18 protein-coding genes, 2 tRNA genes, 2 rRNA genes and 1 riboswitch (1 of these 23 cut by a window edge) are annotated in these 23,327 nt (G+C 63.0%); of the genes, 11 read left to right on the top strand and 11 right to left on the bottom strand.

Features of this window, described 5'->3' with window-relative positions; all coding sequences use genetic code 11:
* The 4 genes from ACE10Z_RS06700 to ACE10Z_RS06685 all read right to left on the bottom strand — a co-directional run.
* Positions 1-579, bottom strand: a 23S ribosomal RNA gene (locus tag ACE10Z_RS06700) (it extends 2,267 nt beyond the left edge of the window).
* 431 nt (positions 580-1,010) lie between these two features.
* Positions 1,011-1,086: transfer RNA gene (locus ACE10Z_RS06695), tRNA-Ala, on the bottom strand.
* A 102-nt stretch (positions 1,087-1,188) separates the two neighbouring features.
* Positions 1,189-1,265, bottom strand: a tRNA-Ile gene (locus tag ACE10Z_RS06690).
* A 208-nt stretch (positions 1,266-1,473) separates the two neighbouring features.
* Positions 1,474-2,964: ribosomal RNA gene (locus ACE10Z_RS06685) — 16S ribosomal RNA — on the bottom strand.
* The 16S and 23S rRNA genes sit together here with 2 tRNA genes alongside, the layout of an rRNA operon.
* A 1,007-nt stretch (positions 2,965-3,971) precedes the next feature.
* Between ACE10Z_RS06685 and ACE10Z_RS06680 the strand changes: the two genes are divergently transcribed.
* From ACE10Z_RS06680 to ACE10Z_RS06670, 3 genes are all read left to right on the top strand, one after another.
* Positions 3,972-6,035: a M23 family metallopeptidase gene (locus ACE10Z_RS06680; protein ID WP_375787235.1), complete on the top strand. Its 2,064-nt coding sequence runs from the start codon at positions 3,972-3,974 to the stop codon at positions 6,033-6,035.
* Positions 6,036-6,218: 183 nt separating this feature from the next.
* Positions 6,219-6,581, top strand: a complete 363-nt coding sequence (locus ACE10Z_RS06675; protein WP_375787234.1) for an SPW repeat protein — start codon at positions 6,219-6,221, stop codon at positions 6,579-6,581.
* A gap of 94 nt (positions 6,582-6,675) precedes the next feature.
* Positions 6,676-6,942 carry a hypothetical protein gene (locus ACE10Z_RS06670; RefSeq protein ID WP_207833359.1) on the top strand — a complete coding sequence of 89 codons (267 nt, stop codon included), beginning with the start codon at positions 6,676-6,678 and terminating at the stop codon, positions 6,940-6,942.
* A 154-nt stretch (positions 6,943-7,096) separates the two neighbouring features.
* On the opposite strand, the gene clpB is transcribed toward ACE10Z_RS06670, so the two are convergent.
* The gene (gene clpB, locus ACE10Z_RS06665; RefSeq protein WP_375787233.1) at positions 7,097-9,748 is read right to left on the bottom strand and encodes an ATP-dependent chaperone ClpB; all 2,652 of its coding nucleotides are present in this window, start codon (positions 9,746-9,748) and stop codon (positions 7,097-7,099) included.
* Between the two features lie 191 nt (positions 9,749-9,939).
* The gene (locus ACE10Z_RS06660; protein WP_375787232.1) at positions 9,940-10,503 is read right to left on the bottom strand and encodes a helix-turn-helix domain-containing protein; all 564 of its coding nucleotides are present in this window, start codon (positions 10,501-10,503) and stop codon (positions 9,940-9,942) included.
* A 59-nt stretch (positions 10,504-10,562) separates the two neighbouring features.
* Here ACE10Z_RS06660 and ACE10Z_RS06655 point away from each other — a divergent pair, with 59 nt between their 5' ends.
* The 3 genes from ACE10Z_RS06655 to ACE10Z_RS06645 all read left to right on the top strand — a co-directional run bounded on the left by ACE10Z_RS06655 (position 10,563) and on the right by ACE10Z_RS06645 (position 12,984).
* Positions 10,563-11,078: a GNAT family N-acetyltransferase gene (locus tag ACE10Z_RS06655; RefSeq protein ID WP_375787231.1), complete on the top strand. Its 516-nt coding sequence runs from the start codon at positions 10,563-10,565 to the stop codon at positions 11,076-11,078.
* A 56-nt stretch (positions 11,079-11,134) separates the two neighbouring features.
* Positions 11,135-11,917: an MOSC domain-containing protein gene (locus ACE10Z_RS06650; RefSeq protein WP_375787230.1), complete on the top strand. Its 783-nt coding sequence runs from the start codon at positions 11,135-11,137 to the stop codon at positions 11,915-11,917.
* 134 nt (positions 11,918-12,051) lie between these two features.
* Positions 12,052-12,984, top strand: coding sequence for a YARHG domain-containing protein (locus tag ACE10Z_RS06645; protein ID WP_375787229.1), 933 nt, complete (start codon positions 12,052-12,054; stop codon positions 12,982-12,984).
* Positions 12,985-13,065: 81 nt separating this feature from the next.
* Here ACE10Z_RS06645 and ACE10Z_RS06640 read toward each other — a convergent pair whose 3' ends face one another.
* Positions 13,066-13,725: a TIGR02594 family protein gene (locus tag ACE10Z_RS06640; protein WP_375787228.1), complete on the bottom strand. Its 660-nt coding sequence runs from the start codon at positions 13,723-13,725 to the stop codon at positions 13,066-13,068.
* 230 nt (positions 13,726-13,955) lie between these two features.
* On the opposite strand from ACE10Z_RS06640, the gene ACE10Z_RS06635 reads away from it, so the two are divergent.
* Complete coding sequence (locus tag ACE10Z_RS06635) at positions 13,956-14,828, top strand: alpha/beta fold hydrolase (protein ID WP_375787227.1); 873 nt, start codon at positions 13,956-13,958, stop codon at positions 14,826-14,828.
* A gap of 89 nt (positions 14,829-14,917) precedes the next feature.
* Here ACE10Z_RS06635 and metW read toward each other — a convergent pair whose 3' ends face one another.
* The gene (metW, locus tag ACE10Z_RS06630) at positions 14,918-15,583 is read right to left on the bottom strand and encodes a methionine biosynthesis protein MetW (RefSeq protein WP_375787226.1); all 666 of its coding nucleotides are present in this window, start codon (positions 15,581-15,583) and stop codon (positions 14,918-14,920) included.
* Positions 15,580-16,785: a homoserine O-acetyltransferase gene (locus ACE10Z_RS06625; RefSeq protein WP_375787225.1), complete on the bottom strand. Its 1,206-nt coding sequence runs from the start codon at positions 16,783-16,785 to the stop codon at positions 15,580-15,582. Before ACE10Z_RS06625 ends, metW begins: the two co-directional genes overlap by 4 nt.
* A gap of 84 nt (positions 16,786-16,869) precedes the next feature.
* Positions 16,870-16,949: riboswitch (SAM riboswitch) on the bottom strand.
* A 186-nt stretch (positions 16,950-17,135) separates the two neighbouring features.
* Here ACE10Z_RS06625 and ACE10Z_RS06620 point away from each other — a divergent pair.
* From ACE10Z_RS06620 to ACE10Z_RS06610, 3 genes are read left to right on the top strand one after another with little or no spacing between them, the layout of a single operon-like run.
* Positions 17,136-17,984 carry a chorismate mutase gene (locus tag ACE10Z_RS06620; protein WP_375787224.1) on the top strand — a complete coding sequence of 283 codons (849 nt, stop codon included), beginning with the start codon at positions 17,136-17,138 and terminating at the stop codon, positions 17,982-17,984.
* 39 nt (positions 17,985-18,023) lie between these two features.
* Positions 18,024-19,121 (top strand): histidinol-phosphate transaminase, encoded by a 1,098-nt coding sequence (hisC, locus tag ACE10Z_RS06615; protein WP_375787223.1) that lies wholly within the window; start codon positions 18,024-18,026, stop codon positions 19,119-19,121.
* A 4-nt stretch (positions 19,122-19,125) separates the two neighbouring features.
* Positions 19,126-20,058 carry a prephenate/arogenate dehydrogenase family protein gene (locus tag ACE10Z_RS06610; RefSeq protein ID WP_375787222.1) on the top strand — a complete coding sequence of 311 codons (933 nt, stop codon included), beginning with the start codon at positions 19,126-19,128 and terminating at the stop codon, positions 20,056-20,058.
* 345 nt (positions 20,059-20,403) lie between these two features.
* Here the strand turns inward: ACE10Z_RS06610 and ACE10Z_RS06605 are convergent, their stop codons facing one another.
* On the bottom strand, positions 20,404-20,883 hold the full coding sequence (locus ACE10Z_RS06605; protein ID WP_375787221.1) for a hypothetical protein: 480 nt from the start codon (positions 20,881-20,883) through the stop codon (positions 20,404-20,406).
* A 218-nt stretch (positions 20,884-21,101) separates the two neighbouring features.
* On the bottom strand, positions 21,102-22,670 hold the full coding sequence (locus ACE10Z_RS06600) for a hypothetical protein (RefSeq protein ID WP_375787220.1): 1,569 nt from the start codon (positions 22,668-22,670) through the stop codon (positions 21,102-21,104).
* Between the two features lie 312 nt (positions 22,671-22,982).
* Between ACE10Z_RS06600 and ACE10Z_RS06595 the strand changes: the two genes are divergently transcribed.
* Positions 22,983-23,300, top strand: coding sequence for an antibiotic biosynthesis monooxygenase family protein (locus ACE10Z_RS06595; RefSeq protein WP_375789763.1), 318 nt, complete (start codon positions 22,983-22,985; stop codon positions 23,298-23,300).
* Positions 23,301-23,327: the final 27 nt, after the last annotated feature.

Below are 23,327 nucleotides of genomic sequence, written 5' to 3'. Positions count from 1 at the left end.
TCACTCCCCTCGTCGGGGTGCTTTTCACCTTTCCCTCACGGTACTGGTTCACTATCGGTCGCTGAGGAGTACTTAGGCTTGGAGGGTGGTCCCCCCGTGTTCAGACAGGATTACACGTGTCCCGCCTTACTCGTGGATACATCATCGCATTACTCGTACGGGGCTATCACCCTCTGAGGCCCAGCTTTCCTGACTGGTTCCGATTGTCTTTGATGTATCACTGGCCTGGTCCGCGTTCGCTCGCCACTACTAACGGAGTCTCGATTGATGTCCTTTCCTCCAGGTACTTAGATGTTTCAGTTCCCTGGGTTTGCTTAAAACCTCCTATTTTATTCGGAAGTCTCATACCTTCTCTTGATAACCGGAAATCCAAAACCTCGCGGTCTGATTTCTTCCATTTCTGGTCGAACCCCAAAACACAAGGTCTTGGAGTTCCGGCTATCGAAGGTGGGTTTCCCCATTCGGAAATCCGTGGATCAAAGCTTCTTCGCAGCTCCCCACGGCTTATCGCAGCGTAGCACGTCCTTCATCGCCTCTCAGCGCCAAGGCATCCACCGAACACCCTTAAGGCACTTGATTGCTCTCATTATCAATGTCCACACACTCGGCAGAATGTTGTCTGCACAACTGCCCAAAGACCGAAGTCCCAGGCGCGCATCCTCGATGAATGCGATTGCACAGCCGGACATTGACTAGAAAGACCAGCTTGCTTCTTAAGATCGGCCCGATAGCGAGGCGGTCAAGCTTCGCTACAAAGATCGTTTTACAACTCGCTCATCTCACTCATCTTGCGATGAGCTGCGATGCGCGAGCGCCGAAAACGATCTGGAGATTAGGAATGGTACCCGCGAATTGCTTCGCAGATCCAAACTCGGATCGATCTCCTCTTTACGATGTCAGAAAACACGCACGTCACCGTCCATCCGGACCAATGAGTGCGAAGTGATGTTTCGCGGACGATTTGAACAGAGCTTCCTGCACAAGGCGCATTGTCGAGCTTCAATTCCATCTGGTGGAGCCAGACGGGATCGAACCGACGACCTCATGCTTGCAAAGCACGCGCTCTCCCAGCTGAGCTATGGCCCCGTACCAGAAGACGAATGCTTTCGCTCGCCTTCGCTGGCGCTACGGCGCAGCAGCCTTCGTTCAAGAGGGCCTGCCGAGCCGAAGCTGCAAAGCAGCGAAGGCTGGTGGGCCTGGGAAGACTTGAACTTCCGACCTCACGCTTATCAAGCGCGCGCTCTAACCAACTGAGCTACAAGCCCCTAACACGAGGGACATGCCGGCGCGCACCCGACTTACGTCGGTGCGTCGCACAGCGCTCAGCCCTGGCGCGTGTTCGTCCGCGAAGAAAGAGAAACGAAGACGGCGAAATCCCGCCAATGGAGCTCAACAATCCTGAAACTGTTGGCCCCTGAATGTTTCTAAAACGGTTCGATAGTGAGCGTGAGCTCGCTGAAGAACCATCCTTAGAAAGGAGGTGATCCAGCCGCAGGTTCCCCTACGGCTACCTTGTTACGACTTCACCCCAGTCGCTGACCCTACCGTGGCCGGCTGCCTCCCTTGCGGGTTAGCGCACCGTCTTCAGGTAAAACCAACTCCCATGGTGTGACGGGCGGTGTGTACAAGGCCCGGGAACGTATTCACCGTGGCGTGCTGATCCACGATTACTAGCGATTCCAACTTCATGGGCTCGAGTTGCAGAGCCCAATCCGAACTGAGACGGCTTTTTGAGATTTGCGAAGGGTCGCCCCTTAGCATCCCATTGTCACCGCCATTGTAGCACGTGTGTAGCCCAGCCCGTAAGGGCCATGAGGACTTGACGTCATCCCCACCTTCCTCGCGGCTTATCACCGGCAGTCTCCTTAGAGTGCTCAACTAAATGGTAGCAACTAAGGACGGGGGTTGCGCTCGTTGCGGGACTTAACCCAACATCTCACGACACGAGCTGACGACAGCCATGCAGCACCTGTCTCCGGTCCAGCCGAACTGAAGAACTCCGTCTCTGGAGTCCGCGACCGGGATGTCAAGGGCTGGTAAGGTTCTGCGCGTTGCGTCGAATTAAACCACATGCTCCACCGCTTGTGCGGGCCCCCGTCAATTCCTTTGAGTTTTAATCTTGCGACCGTACTCCCCAGGCGGAATGCTTAAAGCGTTAGCTGCGCCACTAGTGAGTAAACCCACTAACGGCTGGCATTCATCGTTTACGGCGTGGACTACCAGGGTATCTAATCCTGTTTGCTCCCCACGCTTTCGTGCCTCAGCGTCAGTATCGGGCCAGTGAGCCGCCTTCGCCACTGGTGTTCTTGCGAATATCTACGAATTTCACCTCTACACTCGCAGTTCCACTCACCTCTCCCGAACTCAAGATCTTCAGTATCAAAGGCAGTTCTGGAGTTGAGCTCCAGGATTTCACCCCTGACTTAAAGACCCGCCTACGCACCCTTTACGCCCAGTGATTCCGAGCAACGCTAGCCCCCTTCGTATTACCGCGGCTGCTGGCACGAAGTTAGCCGGGGCTTATTCTTGCGGTACCGTCATTATCTTCCCGCACAAAAGAGCTTTACAACCCTAGGGCCTTCATCACTCACGCGGCATGGCTGGATCAGGCTTGCGCCCATTGTCCAATATTCCCCACTGCTGCCTCCCGTAGGAGTTTGGGCCGTGTCTCAGTCCCAATGTGGCTGATCATCCTCTCAGACCAGCTACTGATCGTCGCCTTGGTGAGCCATTACCTCACCAACTAGCTAATCAGACGCGGGCCGATCTTTCGGCGATAAATCTTTCCCCGTAAGGGCTTATCCGGTATTAGCACAAGTTTCCCTGTGTTGTTCCGAACCAAAAGGTACGTTCCCACGCGTTACTCACCCGTCTGCCGCTGACATATTGCTATGCCCGCTCGACTTGCATGTGTTAAGCCTGCCGCCAGCGTTCGCTCTGAGCCAGGATCAAACTCTCAAGTTGGACTTGAACTTTGAACCGGCTGATCACAACGTTTGACGAGGTCCCACCATTCTTCGCCGACCGAAGTCTGCGAGCTGCCTACGATTCACATCGTTGGCAACGATGGTGTAACCTTTGAAACGTGTACCGCCGAAGTCTTTCGTCCACCCTCAGAAAGTCAAAAGCCGAAGCTTTCAAGTATTCCGAGAGACGCAAGGACTCCGCCGTCCACGTTTCTCTTTCTTCATCTTCACTTGTCAAACAGCCCGGGATCTTACGATCCCACACCCTTAGAGGGTGGTTCTACCCTTCAGCGACGGACGGTGAACCTCAACCGATTTATGTCGGCTGTTGTGTCACTCATCATCGAAGTGAGGAGCATCAGTGGCGCGTTCGCTCGCCTTGGTCAGTGACCCGGCGGCGCCGCGCTCAGTGGTTGGTTTATAGTCCCCACCCCTCGGGATTGTCAACGGCCATTGTCAACAAATCGTCGCACGTTCAAATCGATTGTGCAGTGCGGAAAAATTCTCGTATTTTCCGTGACTTAGGTCAGAGGTAAAAATTGATCGCCCAACGCACGTCGCAAAAAACTTGAAAAAAGTTTGTCGCCGGGGGGGCCCGTGAGGCCCTTCGGAACGGGTTCCCGGCCGGTTCAGGCGGGCAGCGGCGGCGGCCTGCTTCAGGAAACTTTTCCACCTTAAATGCCGCACTTGAGCCACAATCCTGCGACGTTCTGGCTATAAGACATGCATTGAACCGCTCGTAACCTGTGGGGGCACGGGTGGTTTTTCTGGGGGACCAGGCGATATTCTCCAAGAACCCGTCGCCTCTTCCCTACGCGGCCGAGCAACATCGAGAGATCTGCACACCGTTGACGTTCGAGAGTGCGGCTAGCTAATGGCCATCGTCTTCTCGACTTCGATGCGTGTGGCTCGCCACACTGCCGAGATTCCTCTTCGAGGGATCAAGGTGGGGACAAGGACGAGCAGAGGTCGATCGCAGTTGCTGGAATTTGGGGGGATATCGGGTTGAGCCAACGGGCGTCACGCGGAAGCGGTATTGGGCGCGAGACCGGGATGATCGATCTCGGTCACGAACCGCCGCTTTCAGTCGACGGCACCGAGGCTGCGGTGATCGATCGCCGCCGTGTCTCCGTACAATGGTTCAGCGGCACCATTCTGACTGGATTATGTGGCGCGGCCCTGATCGGCGGCGCCGTTTTTGCGTCGCTCGATGGCGAGATGACCTTCGCCAAGGTGCCGGAGCGCGTCGAAGGCGCGCTGCGCGGCGCCTTCACCGGCAATGATCGCGTCGTCAGCCTGCACAAGGGCGACCGCCTGCCGCCGCCGAGCGAATCCTCCGCCTCCCGCAGCCTGGTGCGCGTGTCGACCGTGACCCGCGTCGGCAATCGCGACGTGATGCGGGTGCGGCCCTTCATCCGGATTTCCGGCAATCTCTCGATGACCACGAGCGATCTGTCGTCCAAGATTCCGGCGTTCAACGCGCAGCGTCTGTTGACCGACGTCGGCTCCAACACGCCCGCTGCGGCGGAGGATCCGAATGCCGCCGACGCCGCCGAGCCCGACGCCGAGGTCTCTTTCGTCACCAAGGATCTCGGATCCGTGCTGCCGAAAGCCAAGCTCGCCGCCGTTGTCGCACTCGATGACGTGCTGATGCGGGTCCGCGACGCCGCCAATTGGCGCGGCTCCGGCGGTTCGGTGCGCTACGCGTCACTCGCCAATGCCGCAGCCGATGCCAGCGGCGCCGGCCCCGATATCAGGATGGCCTACGCCACCGAAGGCAACACCTCCGACCCCTATGCGGGCTTCGAGACCCGGGTGGTGCCGGAGAATGTCACCCTGCTGCCGAAGACCAAGGAGCAGGTCACCGGCGGCAATCCGGTCGGTGAACGGGTTCACCTCGTCAAGAAGGGCGACAGCATCACCTCGATCCTGCGCGATCAGGGCGCAACGCCCGACGAGGCGAAGGCGATTGCCGCAACGCTCGGCCCGCGCGGCCGCGACGGCGGGCTGAAGGAAGGCCAGAAGGTGCGAATCCTGATGGCGCCGGCTGCACCGGGCGCCCGGCTGCAACCCTATCGGGTGATCGTCGCCAACGACTCTGTCGTCGAAGCCGTCGCCGCCCTGTCCGACATCGGCAGATACGTCGCCGTCGACGTGCAGAGCATGAACACCACGACCGACACCGCCGACAATTCCAGCGACGATGACGAGGACGATGGCAGCGGCGTGCGGCTCTATCAGAGCATTTACGAGACCGCGCTGCGCAACAAGGTGCCGCCGACCGTCATCGACGACATGGTCAAGATCTACTCCTATGACGTCGATTTCCAGCGCAAGGTCCAGCCCGGCGACTCGTTCGACGTGTTCTATGCCGGCGAGGACGAGGGCGTCACCAGCACCGAAAAGACCGAAGTGCTCTACGCCGCGCTGACCGTCGGCGGCGAAACCAAGAAATATTACCGCTTCCAGAGCTCCGACGACGGCGTCGTCGACTACTATGACGAGACCGGCAAGAGCGCGAAGAAGTTCCTGGTCCGCAAGCCGGTCAACAACGCGATCATGCGTTCGGGCTTCGGCGGCCGCCGCCATCCGATCCTCGGCTATGTGAAGATGCACACCGGCGTCGACTGGGCCACCGCCTACGGCACGCCGATCTTCGCCTCCGGCAACGGCATGCTCGAGAAGGTCGGGTACGAGGGCGGCTACGGCAAATATATCCGAATCAAGCACTCCAATGGCTACGAGACGGCCTACGGCCACATGTCGGCTTTCGCCAAGGGCATGGAGATCGGCAAGAAGGTGCGGCAGGGCCAGGTGATCGGCTTCGTCGGCTCGACCGGCCAATCGACCGGACCGCACGTCCACTACGAAATCCTGGTCAACGGCCGATTCGTCGACCCGATGCGCGTGAAACTGCCGCGCGGCCGCTCCCTCGAAGGCCCGATGCTGGCGGGCTTCGAAAAGGAGCGCGACCGGATCGAAGCCCAGATGTCCAGCCGCGGCAGCTCGCGCATCGTCTCGGATGCCACGAGCTCCACGTCGCAGACGCGCTCCATCACCAACCGCTGATGATGCAAGAGGCCGGCCTGTCCGGCCGCGCAGATCCTGCGAAACATCTGAGGCGCAGGTCAGCCGCGATACCGTTTCCAGGCCGTCACGCCGCCGGTTTCAATAAATTTCGCGCCGCAGGATGGGAACCCGAACGGCGGTCATCCAGTTGATTCGTCAGTGAAACCTCCAATGGAGGGTGTCATGGAGAACTGGACGAACGCAAAACTGTGCGACGTCGCAAACCTGATCCTCGGCGCGATTCTGTTCCTGTCACCGTGGCTGTTCAAGTTCGACGCCGGAACGGTTTCCACCAACGCCCACATCGTCGGCCTCGTGATGGCGGTCCTTGCGATCGCCGCGCTCGCGGCATTCGCGGTCTGGGAGGAATGGCTGAACCTCATCGTCGGGCTTTGGGCACTGGTCTCGCCCTGGGTCCTCGGGTTCCAGGCAATGACCACCCCGACGACCGTGCACGTGGTGATCGGCGTCGCCGTCGCAATCCTTGCTGCGATCGAGCTCTGGGCGATGTCTCAGCATCCGCCTCGGCTCACGACACACAGCTGAGGCCTTGAAACGATGCGTCCCTCCCCGCTGGCGCGGATCGCCGGCGGGCGGGGGTTTGGCCATGCTCAACGAAGATATCCAGAAGGATTGCGCCATGACCGGGCTCACCCGCGACGATGTGCTGAAGGCCGTCGGCCACGCCGACGATGTCACCATCGCCAGGATCATCGCATCCGGCGCCACGATCACCGAACTTGCCGAAGCCCAGGCCTGGCTTGCCAATGACGAGCCGCTGATGAACGCCGGCAGGCCGCTGGCCACAGGCCGCACCCGCGAGCTGGTCGATATTCTGTCCGAACTCGAACCCGCCGATGACGACGAGCCCGGTCAGCTCAGTCCACCGACCGTCCCGCAGGACTAGAGCGTTTTCAAGCGAAGTGGACACCGGTTCGCGTGAAGAAAACGCGTCAAAACAAGAATCTAGAGCCCCGTTCCGATTCAATCGGAACGGAAAAGGCTCTAGCCTGGACGACGAAGCCCTCCCCGCAACCGCGGGGAGGGCCTTTGCACGCGTATCAGTTCAGCTTGCGCTTCGAGACCGGGGCATCGAACTGCACGATCTCGGCGGTTTTGGGCACCTGACCATTGAAGGTCAGCACGTTGCCCTTCTCCGAAATCACCACGCGATCGCCGTCCTTGACCTCGCCGGCGAGGATCATCTCGGCCAGCGGATCCTGCACGCTGCGCTGGATCACCCGCTTCAGCGGGCGGGCGCCGTAAGCCGGATCCCAGCCCTTTTCCGCGAGCCAATCCCGCGCCTTCGCATCGAGCGTGAGCTCGATCTTGCGATCCTCGAGCAGCTTGGTCAGCCGCGCGAACTGGATCTCGACGATGCGGCCCATCTCGCTCTTCTGCAGGCGGTGGAACAGGATGATCTCGTCGATGCGGTTCAGGAATTCCGGCCTGAAATGCGCCCGCACGACGCCCATCACCTGATCGCGGACCGCCGCGGTGTCCTCGCCTTCCGGCTGATTCACCAGGAACTCCGAACCGAGATTCGAGGTCATGATGATCAGCGTGTTGCGGAAGTCGACGGTGCGGCCCTGACCATCGGTCAGGCGGCCGTCATCGAGCACCTGCAACAACACGTTGAAGACATCGGGATGCGCCTTCTCGATCTCGTCGAACAGCACGACCTGGTAAGGCCGACGCCGCACGGCTTCGGTCAAGGCACCACCCTCGTCGTAGCCGACATAGCCGGGAGGCGCGCCGATCAGCCGCGAGACCGAGTGCTTCTCCATGAACTCGGACATGTCGAGGCGGACCATCGCGGTCTCGTCGTTGAACAGGTCAGCGGCGAGCGCCTTGGTCAGCTCGGTCTTGCCGACGCCGGTGGGGCCCAAGAACATGAACGAGCCGGTCGGCCGGTTCGGATCCTGCAGGCCCGCGCGGGCACGGCGCACGGCGGTTGCCACCGCACGCACGGCTTCGGCCTGGCCGACGACGCGCTTGGCGAGCGCGTCCTCCATCTTCAGGAGCTTGTCCTTTTCGCCCTCGAGCATCTTGTCGACCGGCACGCCGGTCCAGCGCGAGACGACCTGCGCGATGTGGTTGGCGGTGACCGCCTCCTCCATCATCTCGCCGCCATTCTGCTTGCCGCTTTCCTGGGCCTCGATATCGGCGAGCTTCCTTTCCAGCTCGGGGATCCGGCCATAGGCCAGCTCGCCCGCCTTCTGGAATTCGCCGCGACGCTGCGCATTGGCAAGCTCGACGCGGAGCGCATCGAGTTCGCTCTTCAGCTTCTGGGCGTTGGAGAGCTTATTCTTCTCCGCGCTCCAGCGCGCCGCCAGCGCTGCCGACCTCTCCTCGAGCCCGGCGAGTTCCCTCTCCAGGGTCTGCAAGCGGCTCTTCGAGCCGGCATCGTTCTCCTTCTTCAGCGCCTCCTGCTCGATCTTCAGCCGGATGATGTCGCGATCCAGCGAATCGAGCTCTTCAGGCTTCGAATCGACCTGCATCTTCAGCCGCGCCGCCGCCTCGTCCATCAGGTCGATGGCCTTGTCGGGCAGGAAACGGTCGGTGATGTAGCGGTTCGACAGCGTGGTCGCGGCCACCAACGCGGAGTCGGTGATGCGCACGCCGTGGTGCTGCTCGTATTTGTCCTTCAGGCCGCGCAGGATCGAGATGGTGTCCTCGACGGTCGGCTCGCTGACATAGATCGGCTGGAACCGGCGGGCCAGTGCGGCATCCTTCTCGACATGCTTGCGGTACTCGTCGAGCGTGGTCGCACCGATACAGTGCAGCTCACCGCGCGCGAGCGCAGGCTTCAGGAGGTTGGACGCGTCCATCGCGCCATCGGTCTTGCCGGCGCCGATCAGCGTGTGCATCTCGTCGATGAACAGGATGATGCCGCCCTCGGCGGTCGAGACCTCCTGCAGGACGGACTTCAGTCGCTCCTCGAACTCGCCGCGATATTTCGCGCCGGCGATCAGGGCACCCATGTCGAGCGACAGCAGCTTCTTGTCCTTCAGGCTCTCCGGCACGTCGCCATTGAGGATGCGCAGCGCCAGGCCCTCGACGATCGCGGTCTTGCCGACGCCGGGTTCACCGATCAGGACGGGATTGTTCTTGGTCCGCCGCGACAGCACCTGGATTGTGCGACGAATCTCCTCGTCGCGGCCGATCACCGGGTCGAGCTTGCCGTCGCGCGCAGCCTGGGTCAGGTCGCGGGCATATTTCTTCAGCGCGTCATAGGCGTTTTCGGCGGTCGCGCTATCAGCGGTGCGGCCCTTGCGCAGCGCTTCGATCGCCGCATTCAGGTTCTGCGCCGTGACGCCGCCCTTGCTCAGGATGGAGGCCGCCTCGCTGCCCTTCTCGAGCGTCAGCCCGAGCAGCAGCCGCTCGACGGTGACATAGCTGTCGCCGGTCTTGTCGGCGGCTTTTTCCGCTGCATCGAAGGCGCGCGCCAGCTCCGGCGACAGGTAGACCTGTCCGGCACCGTTGCCCGAAACCTTCGGCAGCTTGTTCAGCGCCTCTTCGGTCGCTTTCAGGATTGCTCTGGAATTGCCGCCTGCACGGTCGATCAGACCGCCGGCGAGCCCCTCATTGTCGTCCAGCAGCACCTTCAACAGATGCAAGGGCGAGAACTGCTGGTGGCCGTCGCGCATTGCGAGCGACTGGGCAGACTGGATGAATCCGCGCGAGCGCTCGGTGTACTTCTCAATGTTCATTCGTTTTCCCTCGGCCTGCCATCGTCACCCATTCAGGCATGACAACGGCATCTTCATTGGGTTTCCGCGGGCCGCGTTGACGTTCCTCAACCAGCCTCTGGTCGTCGCCATCATTTTTCAGGCTTGCCGCAGATGTGGGCACTTGGTTCCGAAACGGAAGAGCCACGGTCTGCGATTTCACCCGGTGGAGCTCAGCGCCGCACGATGGCGACAAGGTAGCGGCAAGGCTGAGCCGTTTCGTTACGGAAGACGATGTCCGACGGCGGCCCGAGCTCGACGCGGTCACCCGCAGCGAGCTCGTGGCGCTCCGCGCCTTCCATCAAGGTGAGGCGGCCGTTGATAACCCAGACCACCTGACGGATCAGGTGATAAGCGCTGGCCGGGAAACCGGCTTCCTGCCTGGCAGGCAGCTCGACTTCCACCAGCTCCAGCGGATTGGCCGGATGCAGGAACACCTGCCGCCGCAGATAGGCCGCCTTCGGATCGCGCCACACCGGCTGATCCTTGGCCCGCTGCAGGCGGGAACTGGCTGAGGCAACCTCGAACAGCGCGGCCATGGTCAGGCCATAGGCCGTGGCAATCCGCGACAGCGTCGCCGCTGTCGGGCTGGCCTCGGCCCGCTCGATCTTGCTGAGCATGGCCTTGGACACGCCTGCCCGCCCGGCGAGTTCCGCCAGCGACCAGCCGCGGCCTTCCCGCTCGGCGCGAACCCGCCGCCCGAGAGCTTCATCGGCTTTGTCTTCTATAATTGACATACCGTCTTATATAGTGGACGATCGGACTAGTTCAAGAGGCCCGTCGAGGAACCACCCCAATGATTATCCGCCCCGCAACCGAGCAGGACATTCCCGCGATCACCGCGATCTTCAACGAAGCGGTTGCCAACTCGAACGCGATCTGGACCGAGAAGCCGGATTCCGACGCCGAGCGGCTGGCCTGGATGAAGGCGCGGCTCGCGCTGGGCTACCCGGTGCTGGTCGCGGCCGAAGGACCTGTGGTGCTCGGCTACGGCACGTTCGGCGATTTCCGGGCCTTCCCGGGTTACCGCTACAGCGTCGAGCACAGCGTCTACATCCACGCCGATCATCGCGGCCGCGGCCTCGGCCGCGCCATCGTCGACGAGCTGGTGGCCGTCGCGACGGCGCTCGGCAAGCATGTGATGATCGCCGGCATCGACGGCGGCAATCCCGCCTCGCTCCGGCTGCATGCGCAGGCCGGCTTTGTCGAGGTCGCGCGGATGCCGGAGGTCGGACGCAAGTTCGGCCACTGGCTCGAACTCGTGTTCATGCAGCGCATGCTGGATGCCGCAGGCGCAGCCCGGCCCGACTAGCTGCCTTCGCACCGGCGGCGGTTCTCCTCGCGCGTCAAACAGGCTAGAGCGGGCGAATGGACACGACGCACACCTCCTCCGCCCGGATCACCGGCATCTACCGCTATCCCGTCAAGGGTCTGACGCCCGAGCAGCTGCCCCGCGCCGAGCTCAAGGTCGGCGAGACGCTGCGCTCGGATCGCCGCTACGCGATCGAGAACGGCCCGAGCGGTTTCGATCCCTCGGCGCCGAAATGGCTGCCGAAGCCGCATTTCCTGATGCTGCAGCGCGACGAGTGGCTGGCGCCGCTGCGCGCCCATTTCGACGATGACAGCCATGTGCTGACCTTGCGCCGGGACGGCGCGATGGTGGCCCAGGGCGATCTCGAGACGGAAGCCGGGCGCGCGGCGATCGAGAACTATTTTGCCGATCGTCATGCGGGCCAGATCAAGGGGGCGCCGAAGGTGCTGGTGAGCCCCGGACACAGTTTTTCCGACGTGCCGCGCAAGGTGGTCTCGATCATCAACCTGGCGAGCCTGCGGGCGATCGAGGACATGGTGCAGGCGCCGGTGCATCCGTTGCGCTTCCGCGCTAATCTCTATGTCGAGGGCTGGCCGGCCTGGCATGAAGCCGGCCTGCTCGACCAGACCATTGCGATCGGCAGCGCACGGGCCAAGGTGGTGAAGCGCATCACCCGCTGCGCCGCGGTCAATGTCGATCCCGAAACCGGCGCGCGCGACCTCTCGGTCCCGAACACGCTGATGCAGCGCTTCGGCAACAACGAATGCGGCATCTATGCCGAGATCACAAGCGATGGTGGTGCGGCTGTGGGCGATACGATTGCCGCGGAACCGCATTAGGTCACGCCAGGTTCCGTATTCCTTGAAGACGGCATAAACGTGCATCGCATTGCAATGTTCGGTTGCGTGCAATAGACTTCACGCGACATTTTGAATTGCTGCAAATTTGTCGAAATTGATTGCACGGGGTTGCCATGAGCATGATCATGGTTTCGTACCGGCGGGTCGATCAGGACACAGCGGGCCGCATCGCCGACCATCTGATCGAGAAGTACGGTGAGAAATCCGTCTTCTTCGACGTCAACAGCATTCGCACCGGCGCCAACTTCGTCGACCGGATCGCCAAGGCCATCGTCGCCTGCGACATCGTCATCGCGGTGATCGGTCCGCATTGGATCGGCAAGACCGACGATGGGAAACCTGCGCGTCTGGAAGATCCCGCAGATGCCGTGCGCTTCGAGATCGAAACGGCGCTGAAGCACAACAAGACGCTGCTGCCGCTGCTGGTGAACGGCGCAACCATGCCGGAGGCCGCCGAGCTGCCGGAATCGCTTCGCTTCCTGCACTTCTGCAACGCCGCCCGGGTCGACTCGGGTCAGGATTTTCGCGTGCACATGACCCGCCTGATCGATACGATCAACGAGGTCCTGAGTGAGGCCGGGCGATCGCCGCTGCGTGAAGTTTCGCCGATCAAGCGCTACTGGAAGTACGGCGCAGGCCTCGCCGCCGCGGCATTGGCGCTGGCCGTCTGGACCGTCGGGCCCGCGTTCGAACATACCGTGGTGAAGTCGAGCGGACAGGACGATCAGACCACCGTCGGACGCACGACGCCGCCCGCCGTTCCGGCCTCCGTCACGCAGCGCGCCAAGGCGCATGACGGCTTTCTCTTTCCCGATTCCGATCGACGATTTCTGAGTGAGGCCGACCTCAAGGACATGTCGGCGATCGAGCTGCGCATCGCACGAAACGAGATTTTCGCGCGGCATGGCCGGTTCTTCAAGGATCAGGTGCTCGCGAACTACTTCTCGCAATTCGCCTGGTATCAACCCGCTGCGGTCGAGGTCCCCCTGAGCAACCTCGAGACGACCAACGTCGACACGATCGAGGCGAAGGAGCACGAGAAGTGAGGCCAGCCGGCAGTATCGGTTGATCTCGCACCGCGTATGACCACCTCCCCCATTCTCTCGGGAGAGGTGACCAGTCCCTGATCAATTCGTCGGCATCACATAGGCGTAGATCCGGCCGCGCGAGACCGGCGTCTCGCGGACGCGATGGCCGCTGTTGCCCGAGATCATGATCGGATTGCCCTTGGCATCGACGCCGGTGATGATGCCGACATGACCGCCGCCGCGGCGGCCCATCACGGCGATGGCGCCGACCTGCGGCCCCGAAACGCGCGTGCCGTATTTGGCGAACGAGCTCGCCATGTCGGACCCGGTGCCGCGATGGCCGGTCTGCTGCAGCACCATGTTCATGAAGCGCGCGCACCACAGGCTGGAGCGGCCGGTCGGATTGCCGCCGAGATAGCGGCGCGCCGTGTCGACGATGCCGGATGAGCCGAAGCCACCGGTCGCGCTCACGTTGGTGTTGGACGCGGCCTCAGCGCCGGGCATCACGGTCGCATTGGCCTCGCCAAAGCCGCCTGCCTGCATCCGGGCGCGACGCTCGGCGCGCGACAGCCGCGCGGTGTGCCGGTGGTGATGATGGGCGGAATGCCGCGCGTGATGGCCGGCATGGGCCGAATGCGCGTGACGCGAATGGTGCGGACGGGCGGACGCCGGAGCGGCGGAGATCACGGCGAGCGTGAGCGAACACAGAGCCAGCGCCAAAACTCGAAGCGACCGGCGATACGCAAGCAACTGAACCATACTTCACGAGATCCTCTGAAACGCCCCCCGATTCCCCGTCGCGTTCCCAAGAGAATGCGGCGGTGGTTTTGAAAATCGGGATGTGGCGCGAGGAAGATTTCATGCGGCGTTGCGGAAACGATTTCTGGGTCATTCCGCGCAAATTGCATGACGAAAATAGCCAGAACTGCCGCATTGCAGCCGTGGAAATTAATTGCAAATCTGGGAACGGCCAACGAGAGGAGATTTCAATGCCCCATGCCGTCACGAAAGATCATGTCCGCCTCCATTTCGAAGAGGCAGGCAGTGGGACCCCGATCATCTTCCTGCACGAGTTCGCAGCTGATCACACCAACTGGGAACCGCAGATGCGCTACTTCTCGCGCGGTCACCGCTGCATAGCCTATTCCGCGCGCGGCTACACGCCATCCGACGTGCCTGCGAATGCCGACGTCTACACCTACACGCATTTCTACACCGACGCGCTCGCGGTGCTCGACCATCTCGGCATCGCGAAGGCCCACTTCATCGGGCTCTCGATGGGCTCCTATTCGTCGCTGCAGGTCGCGCTCAATGCGCCGGAGCGCGCGCTGTCGATGACGCTGGCCGCGGTCGGCTCCGGCTCCAGCCTCGAGAATCTCGATGCCTTCCGCGCGCAGTGCCGCGCCAATGCCGAGCAGTACGAGGCGATCGGCTCGATCGAGGTCGCCAAGGTGACCCGCGAGGCGCCGAGCCGGATCCCGTTCCTGGTCAAGGACCCGCGCGGCCACGCCGATTTCTACGCCGCGCTCGCCCGCCACGACGCCAAGGGCTCGGCCAACACGATGCGGAGCTTTCAAGGCGCGAGGCCCTCGATCTACACCATGACCGAGGCCATCAAGCGCGTGGCCACGCCGGCGCTGATCCTGTGCGGCGACGAGGACGACAATTGCATCGCACCCAGCATGTTCCTGAAGCAGCATCTGCCGGCCGCCGGTCTCTCGTTCTTCCCGAAGTCGGGCCATGTGCTCAACCTCGAGGAGCCGGCGCTGTTCAACGAGATGGTGGAGCGCTTCATCGCGCTGGTGGAAGCCGGCCGCTGGCCGGTGCGCGATCCGCGGTCGCTGGTGGCGGCGCCGGTGTAGCCGTCATTGCGAGCGAAGCGAAGCAATCCATCTCTCCGCGCGTTGAGCCAGGGATTGCTTCGTCGCTTCACTCCTCGCAATGACGATCGTTATTTCGCCTTGCCACCCCGGCTGAGCAGGAACACGCCTTGCTCGCCGAACATGTTCCACACCCACCACGGCAGGTTGAGCGGCACCGGGCGGCCGTAGAGATCGAGCGCCACCGCACGCTCCATCTTGACGTTGATCTCCTCGCAGAGCTGCACGAAATCCTTGATGGTGCAGAAATGGATATTCGCGGTGTCGTACCAGCTCGCCGGCAGATTCTCGGTCCGCGGCATGTGGCCCCCGATCAGGAGCTCCAGCCGCATCTTCCAGAATCCGAAATTCGGGAACGAGACGATGGCGCGATGGCCGATCCGCAGCAGATTCTCCAGCACCACCTTGGGCTGCCGCGTCGCCTGCAGGGTCTGCGACAGGATCACGTAATCGAACGCGTCATCGGGATAGTTGACGAGGTCGGTGTCGGCGTCGCCCTGCACCACCGCGAGGCCCTTGGCAACGCAGCCATTGACGCCCTCGCGCGACAGCTCGATGCCGCGGCCGTCGATGCCGCGGCTCTCCAGCAGTTGCAACAGCTCGCCGTCGCCGCAGCCGACGTCGAGCACGCGCGAGCCCGGCCGCACCATGTCGGCGACCAGCAGGTGATCGGTGCGATAGCCGCCGGTCCGCTCCGGCGCGACGCCCGGCAAGGGCAATGTCTGCTGCATGCTCATGACTGGCCGTCGTCCTTCAGTCCGCGCGCCTTGCCTGCGGCCTGCAGGAAGGCGCGGGAGATCTCCAGAAATTCCGGCACGTCGAGCAGAAACGCGTCATGGCCGCGATCGGTCTCGATTTCGGCGAACGACACCCGTGCGCTCGACGCGTTCAGCGCATGCACCAGCGCCCGCGATTCCGAGGTCGGAAACAGCCAGTCGCTGGTGAACGACACTACGCAGAAACGCGTCTTGATGCCGGCGAACGCATTCGCCAACGCGCCGTTGTGATCGGCAGCGATGTCGAAATAGTCCATCGCGCGAGTCAGGTAGAGATAGGAGTTGGCGTCGAAGCGCTCGACAAAGGACGAGCCCTGGTAGCGCAGATAGCTCTCGACCTGGAAATCCGCATCGAACGAGAAGGTCGGCAGCTCGCGGTCCTGCATCCGCCGTCCGAACTTGCGGTGCAGCGCGGCGTCCGACAGATAGGTGATGTGCGCGGCCATCCGCGCCACCGCCAATCCGCGATGCGGATGGGTGTCCTCGTCGACATAGCGCCCGCCGCGCCAGTCCGGATCGGCCATCACGGCCTGACGGCCGAGCTCATGGAACGCGATGTTCTGCGCCGAGTGCCGCGTCGAGCAGGCAATCGCGAGAGTCGAGAATACGCGCTCGGGATAGGCCGCGGTCCATTGCAGCACCTGCATGCCGCCCATCGAGCCGCCGACCACGCAGAACAGCGTCGCAATCCCGAGGCGATCAATCAGCATCGCCTGCGCGCGCACCATGTCGGGGATCGTGATGATCGGGAAATCGAGCCCCCACACCTTGCCGGTCGCAGGATTCAGCGACGCCGGCCCGGTCGAGCCCATGCAGCCGCCGATCACGTTGGAGCAGATGATGAAGTATTCTTCGGGATCGATCGGCTTGCCGGCGCCGACCATGGTGTCCCACCAGCCGGGCTTGCCGGTGACGGGATGGGTGTTGTTGACGTGTTGGTCGCCGGTCAGCGCATGGCAGATCAGGATCGCGTTGGACCTGTCGGCATTGAGCTGGCCGTAGGTCTGATAGGCGATCTGGAACGGCGCGAGATCCACGCCGCAATCAAGCTTCAGCGGCTGATCCATGCCGAACTTCGCCACCAATGACGACGGATGATCGGCCTCATGGGCGCGATCATCGCTCTGGGTTTGCGGGCTCGGTATCGGACGCACGTTGCTCATCTAGGCGACCCTGCCCTCGCGCGGGAGGGCTCGAACAGAAAATCAGGCCATAAAAAACCCGGCCTGAACAAGGTTCGGCCGGGAGCTGATCTGTCCCCGGCCTGTTTAGCGAGTTGTTTAACGTGGCTGCAAGCCGGCCGGCTCAAATGACCACGGAGTGAAGCGAACCTAGTCCTCGGGCCCCCCGTCGTCAAGGCGGCCAGCGAACGTCCCCTTGCCGGGCGCCGATGGTTAACCGAATGCGCAAGGCACGCCTGCGACGTTTCTCTTTGCTTTCGTTGGCCGTCTTTCCTAATCAGGGACCCTGTCTGGTACGGCATCGGGCCGCCCGGACGACAAGGTTTGAGAGCATGTCCAACCCACCCCCGTCGCCGCCCTCGCTGCAGGAGCTGCGCAAGGAGATCGATGCGATCGACGAGCAGGTTCACCGCCTGCTGATGGCGCGCGGCGACATCATCGACCGCCTGATCCAGGTCAAGAAGACCCAGGAGGTCGGCTCGGCGTTCCGCCCGGCGCGCGAGGCCAGCATGATGCGCGAGCTGGTGCGGCGCCATCGCGGCATCCTGCCGCTCGACACCATCGAGAGCATCTGGCGCGTCATCATCTCGACCTTCACTTACGTGCAGGCGCCGTTCGCGGTGCATGCCGATGTTTCCGTGGGCGAGTCCGCGATGCGCGACTCGGCGCGGTTTCACTTCGGCTTCGTGGTGCCCTACGTCTCGCATTTCAGCGCCCAGGCCGCGGTCGAGGCGGCGGCGAAATCGAAGGGCGACCTCGCGCTGGTCTCCGCGATCGCCAGCCGCACGCCGTGGTGGAATGCGCTCGAGGCCGATGGCGCGCCGAAGATCATCGCGCGGCTGCCGTTCCTCGAACGCGCCGACCATCCCGCGGCGCTGCCGGTGTTCCTGATCTCGCGGGTCGCCGACGACGCCATGGTGACCGAGGTGCAGATCTGGAGCGTGCGTGTCTCCGGCTGGAACGCCGACGTCGCTCGCGCCCTTGCGCCGCTCGCCGAGATCGTCGCGGTCCCCGACACCGCCTTCGACGGCGCGGCCCTGCTGGTCTCGGTCACCGGGCACGATTTCGAGAAGATCAAGCTCGCCTTGATCGAGGCCGGCGCCTCGGTGCGCTCTTCGGCCCTCGTCGGCAGCCACGCAACGCGCTATACGGTGCCCTCTAACGGATCGGCCAGGACCTGAAGTAAGAGCCAGCCGCCCGTACTATATCCGGAGTTGATAATGTCCCGCCCCGTGCCGAATCCCGGCATCCTCGATATTGCGCCCTACACGCCCGGCAAGAGCCCGGTGCCGGAACCGGGTCGCAAGGTGTTCAAGCTGTCCGCCAACGAGACGCCGTTCGGTCCGTCTCCGAAGGCGATCGCGGCCTACAAGGGCGCGGCTGACCATCTCGAGGACTATCCGGAGGGCACCTCGCGCGTGCTGCGCGAGGCGATCGGCCGCGCCTATGGGCTCGATCCCGACCGCATCATCTGCGGCGCCGGCTCCGACGAGATCCTCAATCTCTTGGCGCACACCTATCTCGCGCCCGGTGACGAGGCGATCTCGACCACCCATGGCTTCCTGGTCTACCCGATCGCCACCATGGCGAACGGCGCCAGGAACGTGATCGCGGCCGAGACCAATTTCACCGCCGATGTCGACGCCATCCTCAAGGTGGTGACGCCGCGCACGAAACTGGTCTGGCTCGCCAACCCGAACAATCCGACCGGCACTTACATCCCGTTCGACGAGGTCAAGCGGCTGCGCGCCGCGCTGCCCTCGCATGTGCTGCTGGTGCTCGACGCTGCTTACGCCGACTATGTCTCGCGCAACGACTACGAGCTCGGCATCGAGCTGGTCGCGACCACGGACAATACGGTGGTGACGCACACCTTCTCGAAGATCCACGGCCTCGCCGCACTGCGGGTCGGCTGGATGTTCGGACCGGCGCATATCGTCGATGCCTGCAACCGCATCCGCGGCCCGTTCAACGTCACGACCCCGGCGATGCTGGCCGCGGTGGCGGCGATCGAGGACTCTGCGCATGTGCAGATGTCGCGGACGCACACCGAACAGTGGCGCAACTGGCTGACCGAGGAGATCGGCAAGCTCGGACTCAAGGTGACGCCGAGCGTCGCCAATTTCGTGCTGATCCACTTCCCGGCCGACAAGGGCAAGACCGCGGCGGAAGCCGACGCCTATCTCACGCGGCGCGGCCTCGTGCTGCGCGCACTCAACAATTACAAGCTGCCGCATGCGCTGCGCATGACCATTGGCACCGAGGAAGCCAACCGCCTCGTGGTCGAGGGCCTGCGCGACTTCCTGGCCGGAAAGTGACAACGTGACCACGGCTCCACTCTTCAACCGCATTGCCCTGATCGGCTTCGGCCTGATCGGCGGCTCGATCGCGCGCGGCGCGCGCGCGCAGGGCCTCGTCGGCGAGATCGTGACCACCGCACGCTCGGAGAAGACGCGCGCCCGCGTCGCCGAGCTCGGCATCGTCGATCGCGTCGTCGAGACCAATATCGAGGCGGTAAAGGACGCCGATCTCGTCATCCTCTGCATCCCGGTCGGCGCCTGCGGTCCGGTCGCGGCCGAGATCGCAAGCCATCTGAAGCCCGGCGCTGTTATCTCCGACGTCGGCTCGGTGAAGGGCGCCGTCGTCAAGGACATGGCGCCGCATCTGCCCGACGGCGTGCACTTCGTCCCGGCGCATCCGGTGGCCGGCACCGAGCATTCGGGCCCGGATTCCGGCTTCGCCGAGCTGTTCATCAACCGCTGGTGCATCCTGACGCCGCCCGAAGGCACCGATCCCGCCGCGACCGACCGGCTGCGCGCGTTCTGGGCTGCGCTCGGCGCCAAGGTCGAGATCATGACGCCGGATCATCATGACCTCGTGCTCGCGATCACCAGCCATCTGCCGCATCTGATCGCCTACACCATCGTCGGCACCGCCGACGAGCTGGCGCAGGTGACGGAATCGGAGGTCATCAAGTTCTCCGCCGGCGGCTTCCGCGACTTCACCCGCATCGCGGCGTCGGACCCGACAATGTGGCGCGACGTGTTCCTCGCCAACAAGGACGCCGTGCTCGAGATGCTCGGCACCTTCACCGAGGATCTGTCGAAGCTCACCCGCGCGATCCGGCGCGGCGACGGCGACGCGCTGTTCGACCACTTCACCCGCACCCGCGCCATCCGCCGCGGCATCGTCGAGATCGGCCAGGATTCGGCTGCGCCCGACTTCGGCCGGCCGCATGCGAATTTGAAGAAGTAGGATCGGGCACGCAGCTTTCTCCGCTGCGTCGTCCTGGCGAAAGCCAGGACCCATTGCCGCCGCATTGGGTTGTGAACGGGATTGTGGCCTCAGCGTCTTCCGACAATTTTCATTTGGGGTAATGGGTCCTGGCTTTCGCCAGGACGACGATGAGGATGGGTCTCGCGCGATACGACGTACCGTCATTGCGTACCTCATCTCGATGTCATCGCCCGGCTTGACCGGGCGATTTAGTATTCCAGAGAAGTCTGTGCTTGAGCCGAGAGGCCGCGGCGTACTGGATCGCCCGGTCATCAGGCAGGCTCAGCTACGGGACAGATTGGCGCAGCAGGTCAGCGACGGCGCTCACCGTCGCAATCGTTGATCCCGGATCGGCCCCGCCGCCGATATCGGCGCAACCTTCTGGGTCAGCCGCTGGCGGCCGACGAGGCCGGCGGTTGCCAGCATGATGTCGCCGCCGAACCACCACGAGCCGACCACGAACTCCCAGGCGCGCGGCGGTATCTCGTCGAACACGATGCCATAGACCGAAACCAGGGCGGCCAGCGCAGCAAGGAAGATGCCGCCCGCGCTCATAAGCTCGACGGCATCGATACGCCCCGAGGCGCGCAAGGCGGGCCTTGGAATATCGATGCCGAGATAGAAGCCGGCGGCGCCGATCACGATCGTCGTCGCGATGAAGGCAAGCGTGCCGAAGAAAGCGATGTGCCCCTTCGCGAGCTGGGCGGCGACGAAGGTGCCGGCCATGGCGCCGGCCATCGCCAGACCGGCGCGCTGCAACACATGCGCGGCGCGGCTGACCATCACCAGTTCGCGGGCGATCACGGCCCTCTCTTTTCTGCTCTCGATCCTCATCTGCTGTCTCCCTTACCGGCGCATCGGTCCGCGGAGGCTGTGAACCGATCTGTCTCGTCATTGCGAGCGGAGCGAAGCAATCCATCGCGCGGCAAGTACTACGATGGATTGCTTCGTCGCTATCGCTCCTCGCAATGACGGGGTTGATAGGTTCACACCTTCTCACGACCGAATTGCTACTCGACGTTTTAGAACGGGTAGTAGCGGATCTGGGTCATGACGATGTGGTCGTCGGTCTTCGGCGCACCGCCGACACCTGCGAAGGCGAAGCGCTGGTTGTAGGAGTACTGGATGCCGGCCTTGATCGCCCCGTAGTCGCCCTTGAAGATCGTGTCGTAGAAGCCGACCGTGTATTGCCTGACCTGCGAGGTGTTGCCGTTGCAGGTCGCCGCCGGCGAGTTCTCGATGTTGCAGCCGAGATTGTTGTAGAGCGGGTTGCCGTAGCCGAACGGCACCGTGCCGACATTGGAGAACGTCGCCTTGGTCTTCTCGAGGCCGGCATAGGCATAGAGATCGAGCGACGGCGTCGTGTGCCAGACCGTGCCGAGCAGGAAGGCGGTGATCGGCAGCGGCTGGATCGAGCCGTCCTGGCGCAACGTCGCGTCCGGGAATGGCGTTGCGGTGAAGCGGCCGAGCGCGCCGTGTGACGCCGAGCCCTGCAGCTCCAGCAGCTTCGGCACGATCTCCGCCGAGAAATGCCCGCCGAAGCTCACAGTGTTGACGTCGTGATTGGCGAAGTTGAAGTGGTCGTAGAAGTCGCGATACATCGCCCAGCCCTCGAGATGCAGCTTGTAGGGCCCGAGCCGCGGATCCCACGCGCCCTTCACGGTGAAATCAGGCACGTGATTGAGGCTGACATTGTTGGCGTTGTTGAAGAAGCTGCCGCCCGGACCGGTGAGGTTGACGAGGACATTCGGGTTCAGCACGCCCTGCGGGCCGACCGCCGGCGTACCGACCAGCGGCGTGTTGCCGCCGAAGAACGAGGTCTGCGGATTTTCCGCCGAGAACGCGAGCTTGAACTCGGGCCCGAAATCCTGCCAGACGCGAACGCCGGGCTGCCGCGCCGCGAGGAAGCCGGGCACCGATTCGAAATCGATCACGCCGGGGGCATCGACCCCGCGCGGATCGATGCCGGCCTTGCTCGGCGCATTCAGCGACCAGCTCTGGCCGGCAAGAAAATGCAGGCCGAGATCGGTGCGCGCGATCTCGACGCTGGCCTGGCGTAGCCGGGGGTTGAAGGAGTTGGTCGCGACGGAATTTGCGGTCTGCGCCGCGCCTTCGAGGTCCAGTTCGCCATAGCCTGCGACGTGTGTATTGGCGAACACGTCGGCTTCCGCGAGCAGCGAGAACCGGCTCTGGCGCGCGGAGAACCGCGATTCGTCGGTGTTGAAGTTCTTGCTCTGCGGGAAAGGAATGAAGTTGTAGACCGAGCCGGTGTCGGAGGCGAGGTTGCGGCTGCGATAGATGCCGGTGAGATCGACCCAGCCGCCGAAGGTAAAGGTGACGCCCTTATAGCAGAGCTTGCCCGATGCGCAGGGATCGAACGGCACCGGCGCCTTCGCCGCCATCTGCGTGTTCTGTATGGCGCTCTGTCTTGCCGCCAGCGTCTCCTCCTTGCGCGCCTGCACTTCCATTTTCTGTTCGAGCTGCCTGAGGCGCGCCTTCAACGCCTTCAGCTCCGACGCATCATCGTCCGCCAACGCTGGACCTGCCGACAACAGCATGCTGCCGAGCAGAATTCCCCCAAGAATTCGCATCGCTTCCTCCACACGAGGTTGTTTCCTCAGGCGAGAGAGAGCGGTATTCGGGGAGTGATATTCGCAGGCATCCGCAATATTCCGGTCACGTTTTTCTCATCGCGACCGCGGGAATGTCCTGCCGCGACGGACGATATCGCGCGCGAGGGATTAAGGAGTCCGTGCGGTGCGGGGGAATTTGCGCAGCGCAATTCGCCTCTGGGCGCGCGGCGATCAGAGGCGGACGTGTAACAACAGCGGTCGCGAGATCGAATTGTCGTTCGGCACCTGCTTCAGGCTGCCATGGACATGCGATGGACGAAGGGCAGCAACATGATCGGTGAAGTCATTGTGGTCGGTGACCTGAAGTTACGGGATGACGCCTCGCTCGACGAATACAACCGGCTCGGCGAACGCATGTACGACATCGTCAGCCGCCTTCCGGGATTCCTGTCGGTGAAATCGTTCAAGGCGGCGGATGGCGAGGAGCTCACGCTGTTTCGCTTTGCCTCGGAGGAAGCGCTCGAAGCCTGGCGCCATCATCCGGACCATGTCGAAACCATGCAGCGCGGACATACCGAATTCTACGCCAGCGGCTTCCTGCAGATCTGCAAGGTGATCCGCGAAGTCGGCCCGTTTGAGCATTCCTGACGCGCAGGTGCGTCGGGCGGATTAGCG

Source organism: Bradyrhizobium sp. Pha-3 (assembly GCF_042258615.1).
Taxonomy (GTDB): domain Bacteria; phylum Pseudomonadota; class Alphaproteobacteria; order Rhizobiales; family Xanthobacteraceae; genus Bradyrhizobium.
The sequence above is the reverse complement of the archived record's forward strand: the minus strand, read 5'-3'. Positions and strand labels throughout refer to the sequence as shown.

What these genes read in the sequence shown, in the direction of transcription:
- ACE10Z_RS06640 (WP_375787228.1), bottom strand. Translation starts at nt 13,725, where the DNA reads ATGGTTCAGTTGCTTGCGTATCGCCGGTCGCTTCGAGTTTTGGCGCTG.
- hisC (WP_375787223.1), top strand. Translation starts at nt 18,024, where the DNA reads ATGTCCCGCCCCGTGCCGAATCCCGGCATCCTCGATATTGCGCCCTAC.
- ACE10Z_RS06660 (WP_375787232.1), bottom strand. Translation starts at nt 10,503, where the DNA reads ATGTCAATTATAGAAGACAAAGCCGATGAAGCTCTCGGGCGGCGGGTT.
- ACE10Z_RS06675 (WP_375787234.1), top strand. Translation starts at nt 6,219, where the DNA reads ATGGAGAACTGGACGAACGCAAAACTGTGCGACGTCGCAAACCTGATC.
- ACE10Z_RS06595 (WP_375789763.1), top strand. Translation starts at nt 22,983, where the DNA reads ATGATCGGTGAAGTCATTGTGGTCGGTGACCTGAAGTTACGGGATGAC.
- ACE10Z_RS06635 (WP_375787227.1), top strand. Translation starts at nt 13,956, where the DNA reads ATGCCCCATGCCGTCACGAAAGATCATGTCCGCCTCCATTTCGAAGAG.
- ACE10Z_RS06645 (WP_375787229.1), top strand. Translation starts at nt 12,052, where the DNA reads ATGAGCATGATCATGGTTTCGTACCGGCGGGTCGATCAGGACACAGCG.
- metW (WP_375787226.1), bottom strand. Translation starts at nt 15,583, where the DNA reads ATGAGCATGCAGCAGACATTGCCCTTGCCGGGCGTCGCGCCGGAGCGG.
- ACE10Z_RS06670 (WP_207833359.1), top strand. Translation starts at nt 6,676, where the DNA reads ATGACCGGGCTCACCCGCGACGATGTGCTGAAGGCCGTCGGCCACGCC.
- ACE10Z_RS06625 (WP_375787225.1), bottom strand. Translation starts at nt 16,785, where the DNA reads ATGAGCAACGTGCGTCCGATACCGAGCCCGCAAACCCAGAGCGATGAT.
- ACE10Z_RS06600 (WP_375787220.1), bottom strand. Translation starts at nt 22,670, where the DNA reads ATGCGAATTCTTGGGGGAATTCTGCTCGGCAGCATGCTGTTGTCGGCA.
- clpB (WP_375787233.1), bottom strand. Translation starts at nt 9,748, where the DNA reads ATGAACATTGAGAAGTACACCGAGCGCTCGCGCGGATTCATCCAGTCT.
- ACE10Z_RS06650 (WP_375787230.1), top strand. Translation starts at nt 11,135, where the DNA reads ATGGACACGACGCACACCTCCTCCGCCCGGATCACCGGCATCTACCGC.
- ACE10Z_RS06655 (WP_375787231.1), top strand. Translation starts at nt 10,563, where the DNA reads ATGATTATCCGCCCCGCAACCGAGCAGGACATTCCCGCGATCACCGCG.
- ACE10Z_RS06620 (WP_375787224.1), top strand. Translation starts at nt 17,136, where the DNA reads ATGTCCAACCCACCCCCGTCGCCGCCCTCGCTGCAGGAGCTGCGCAAG.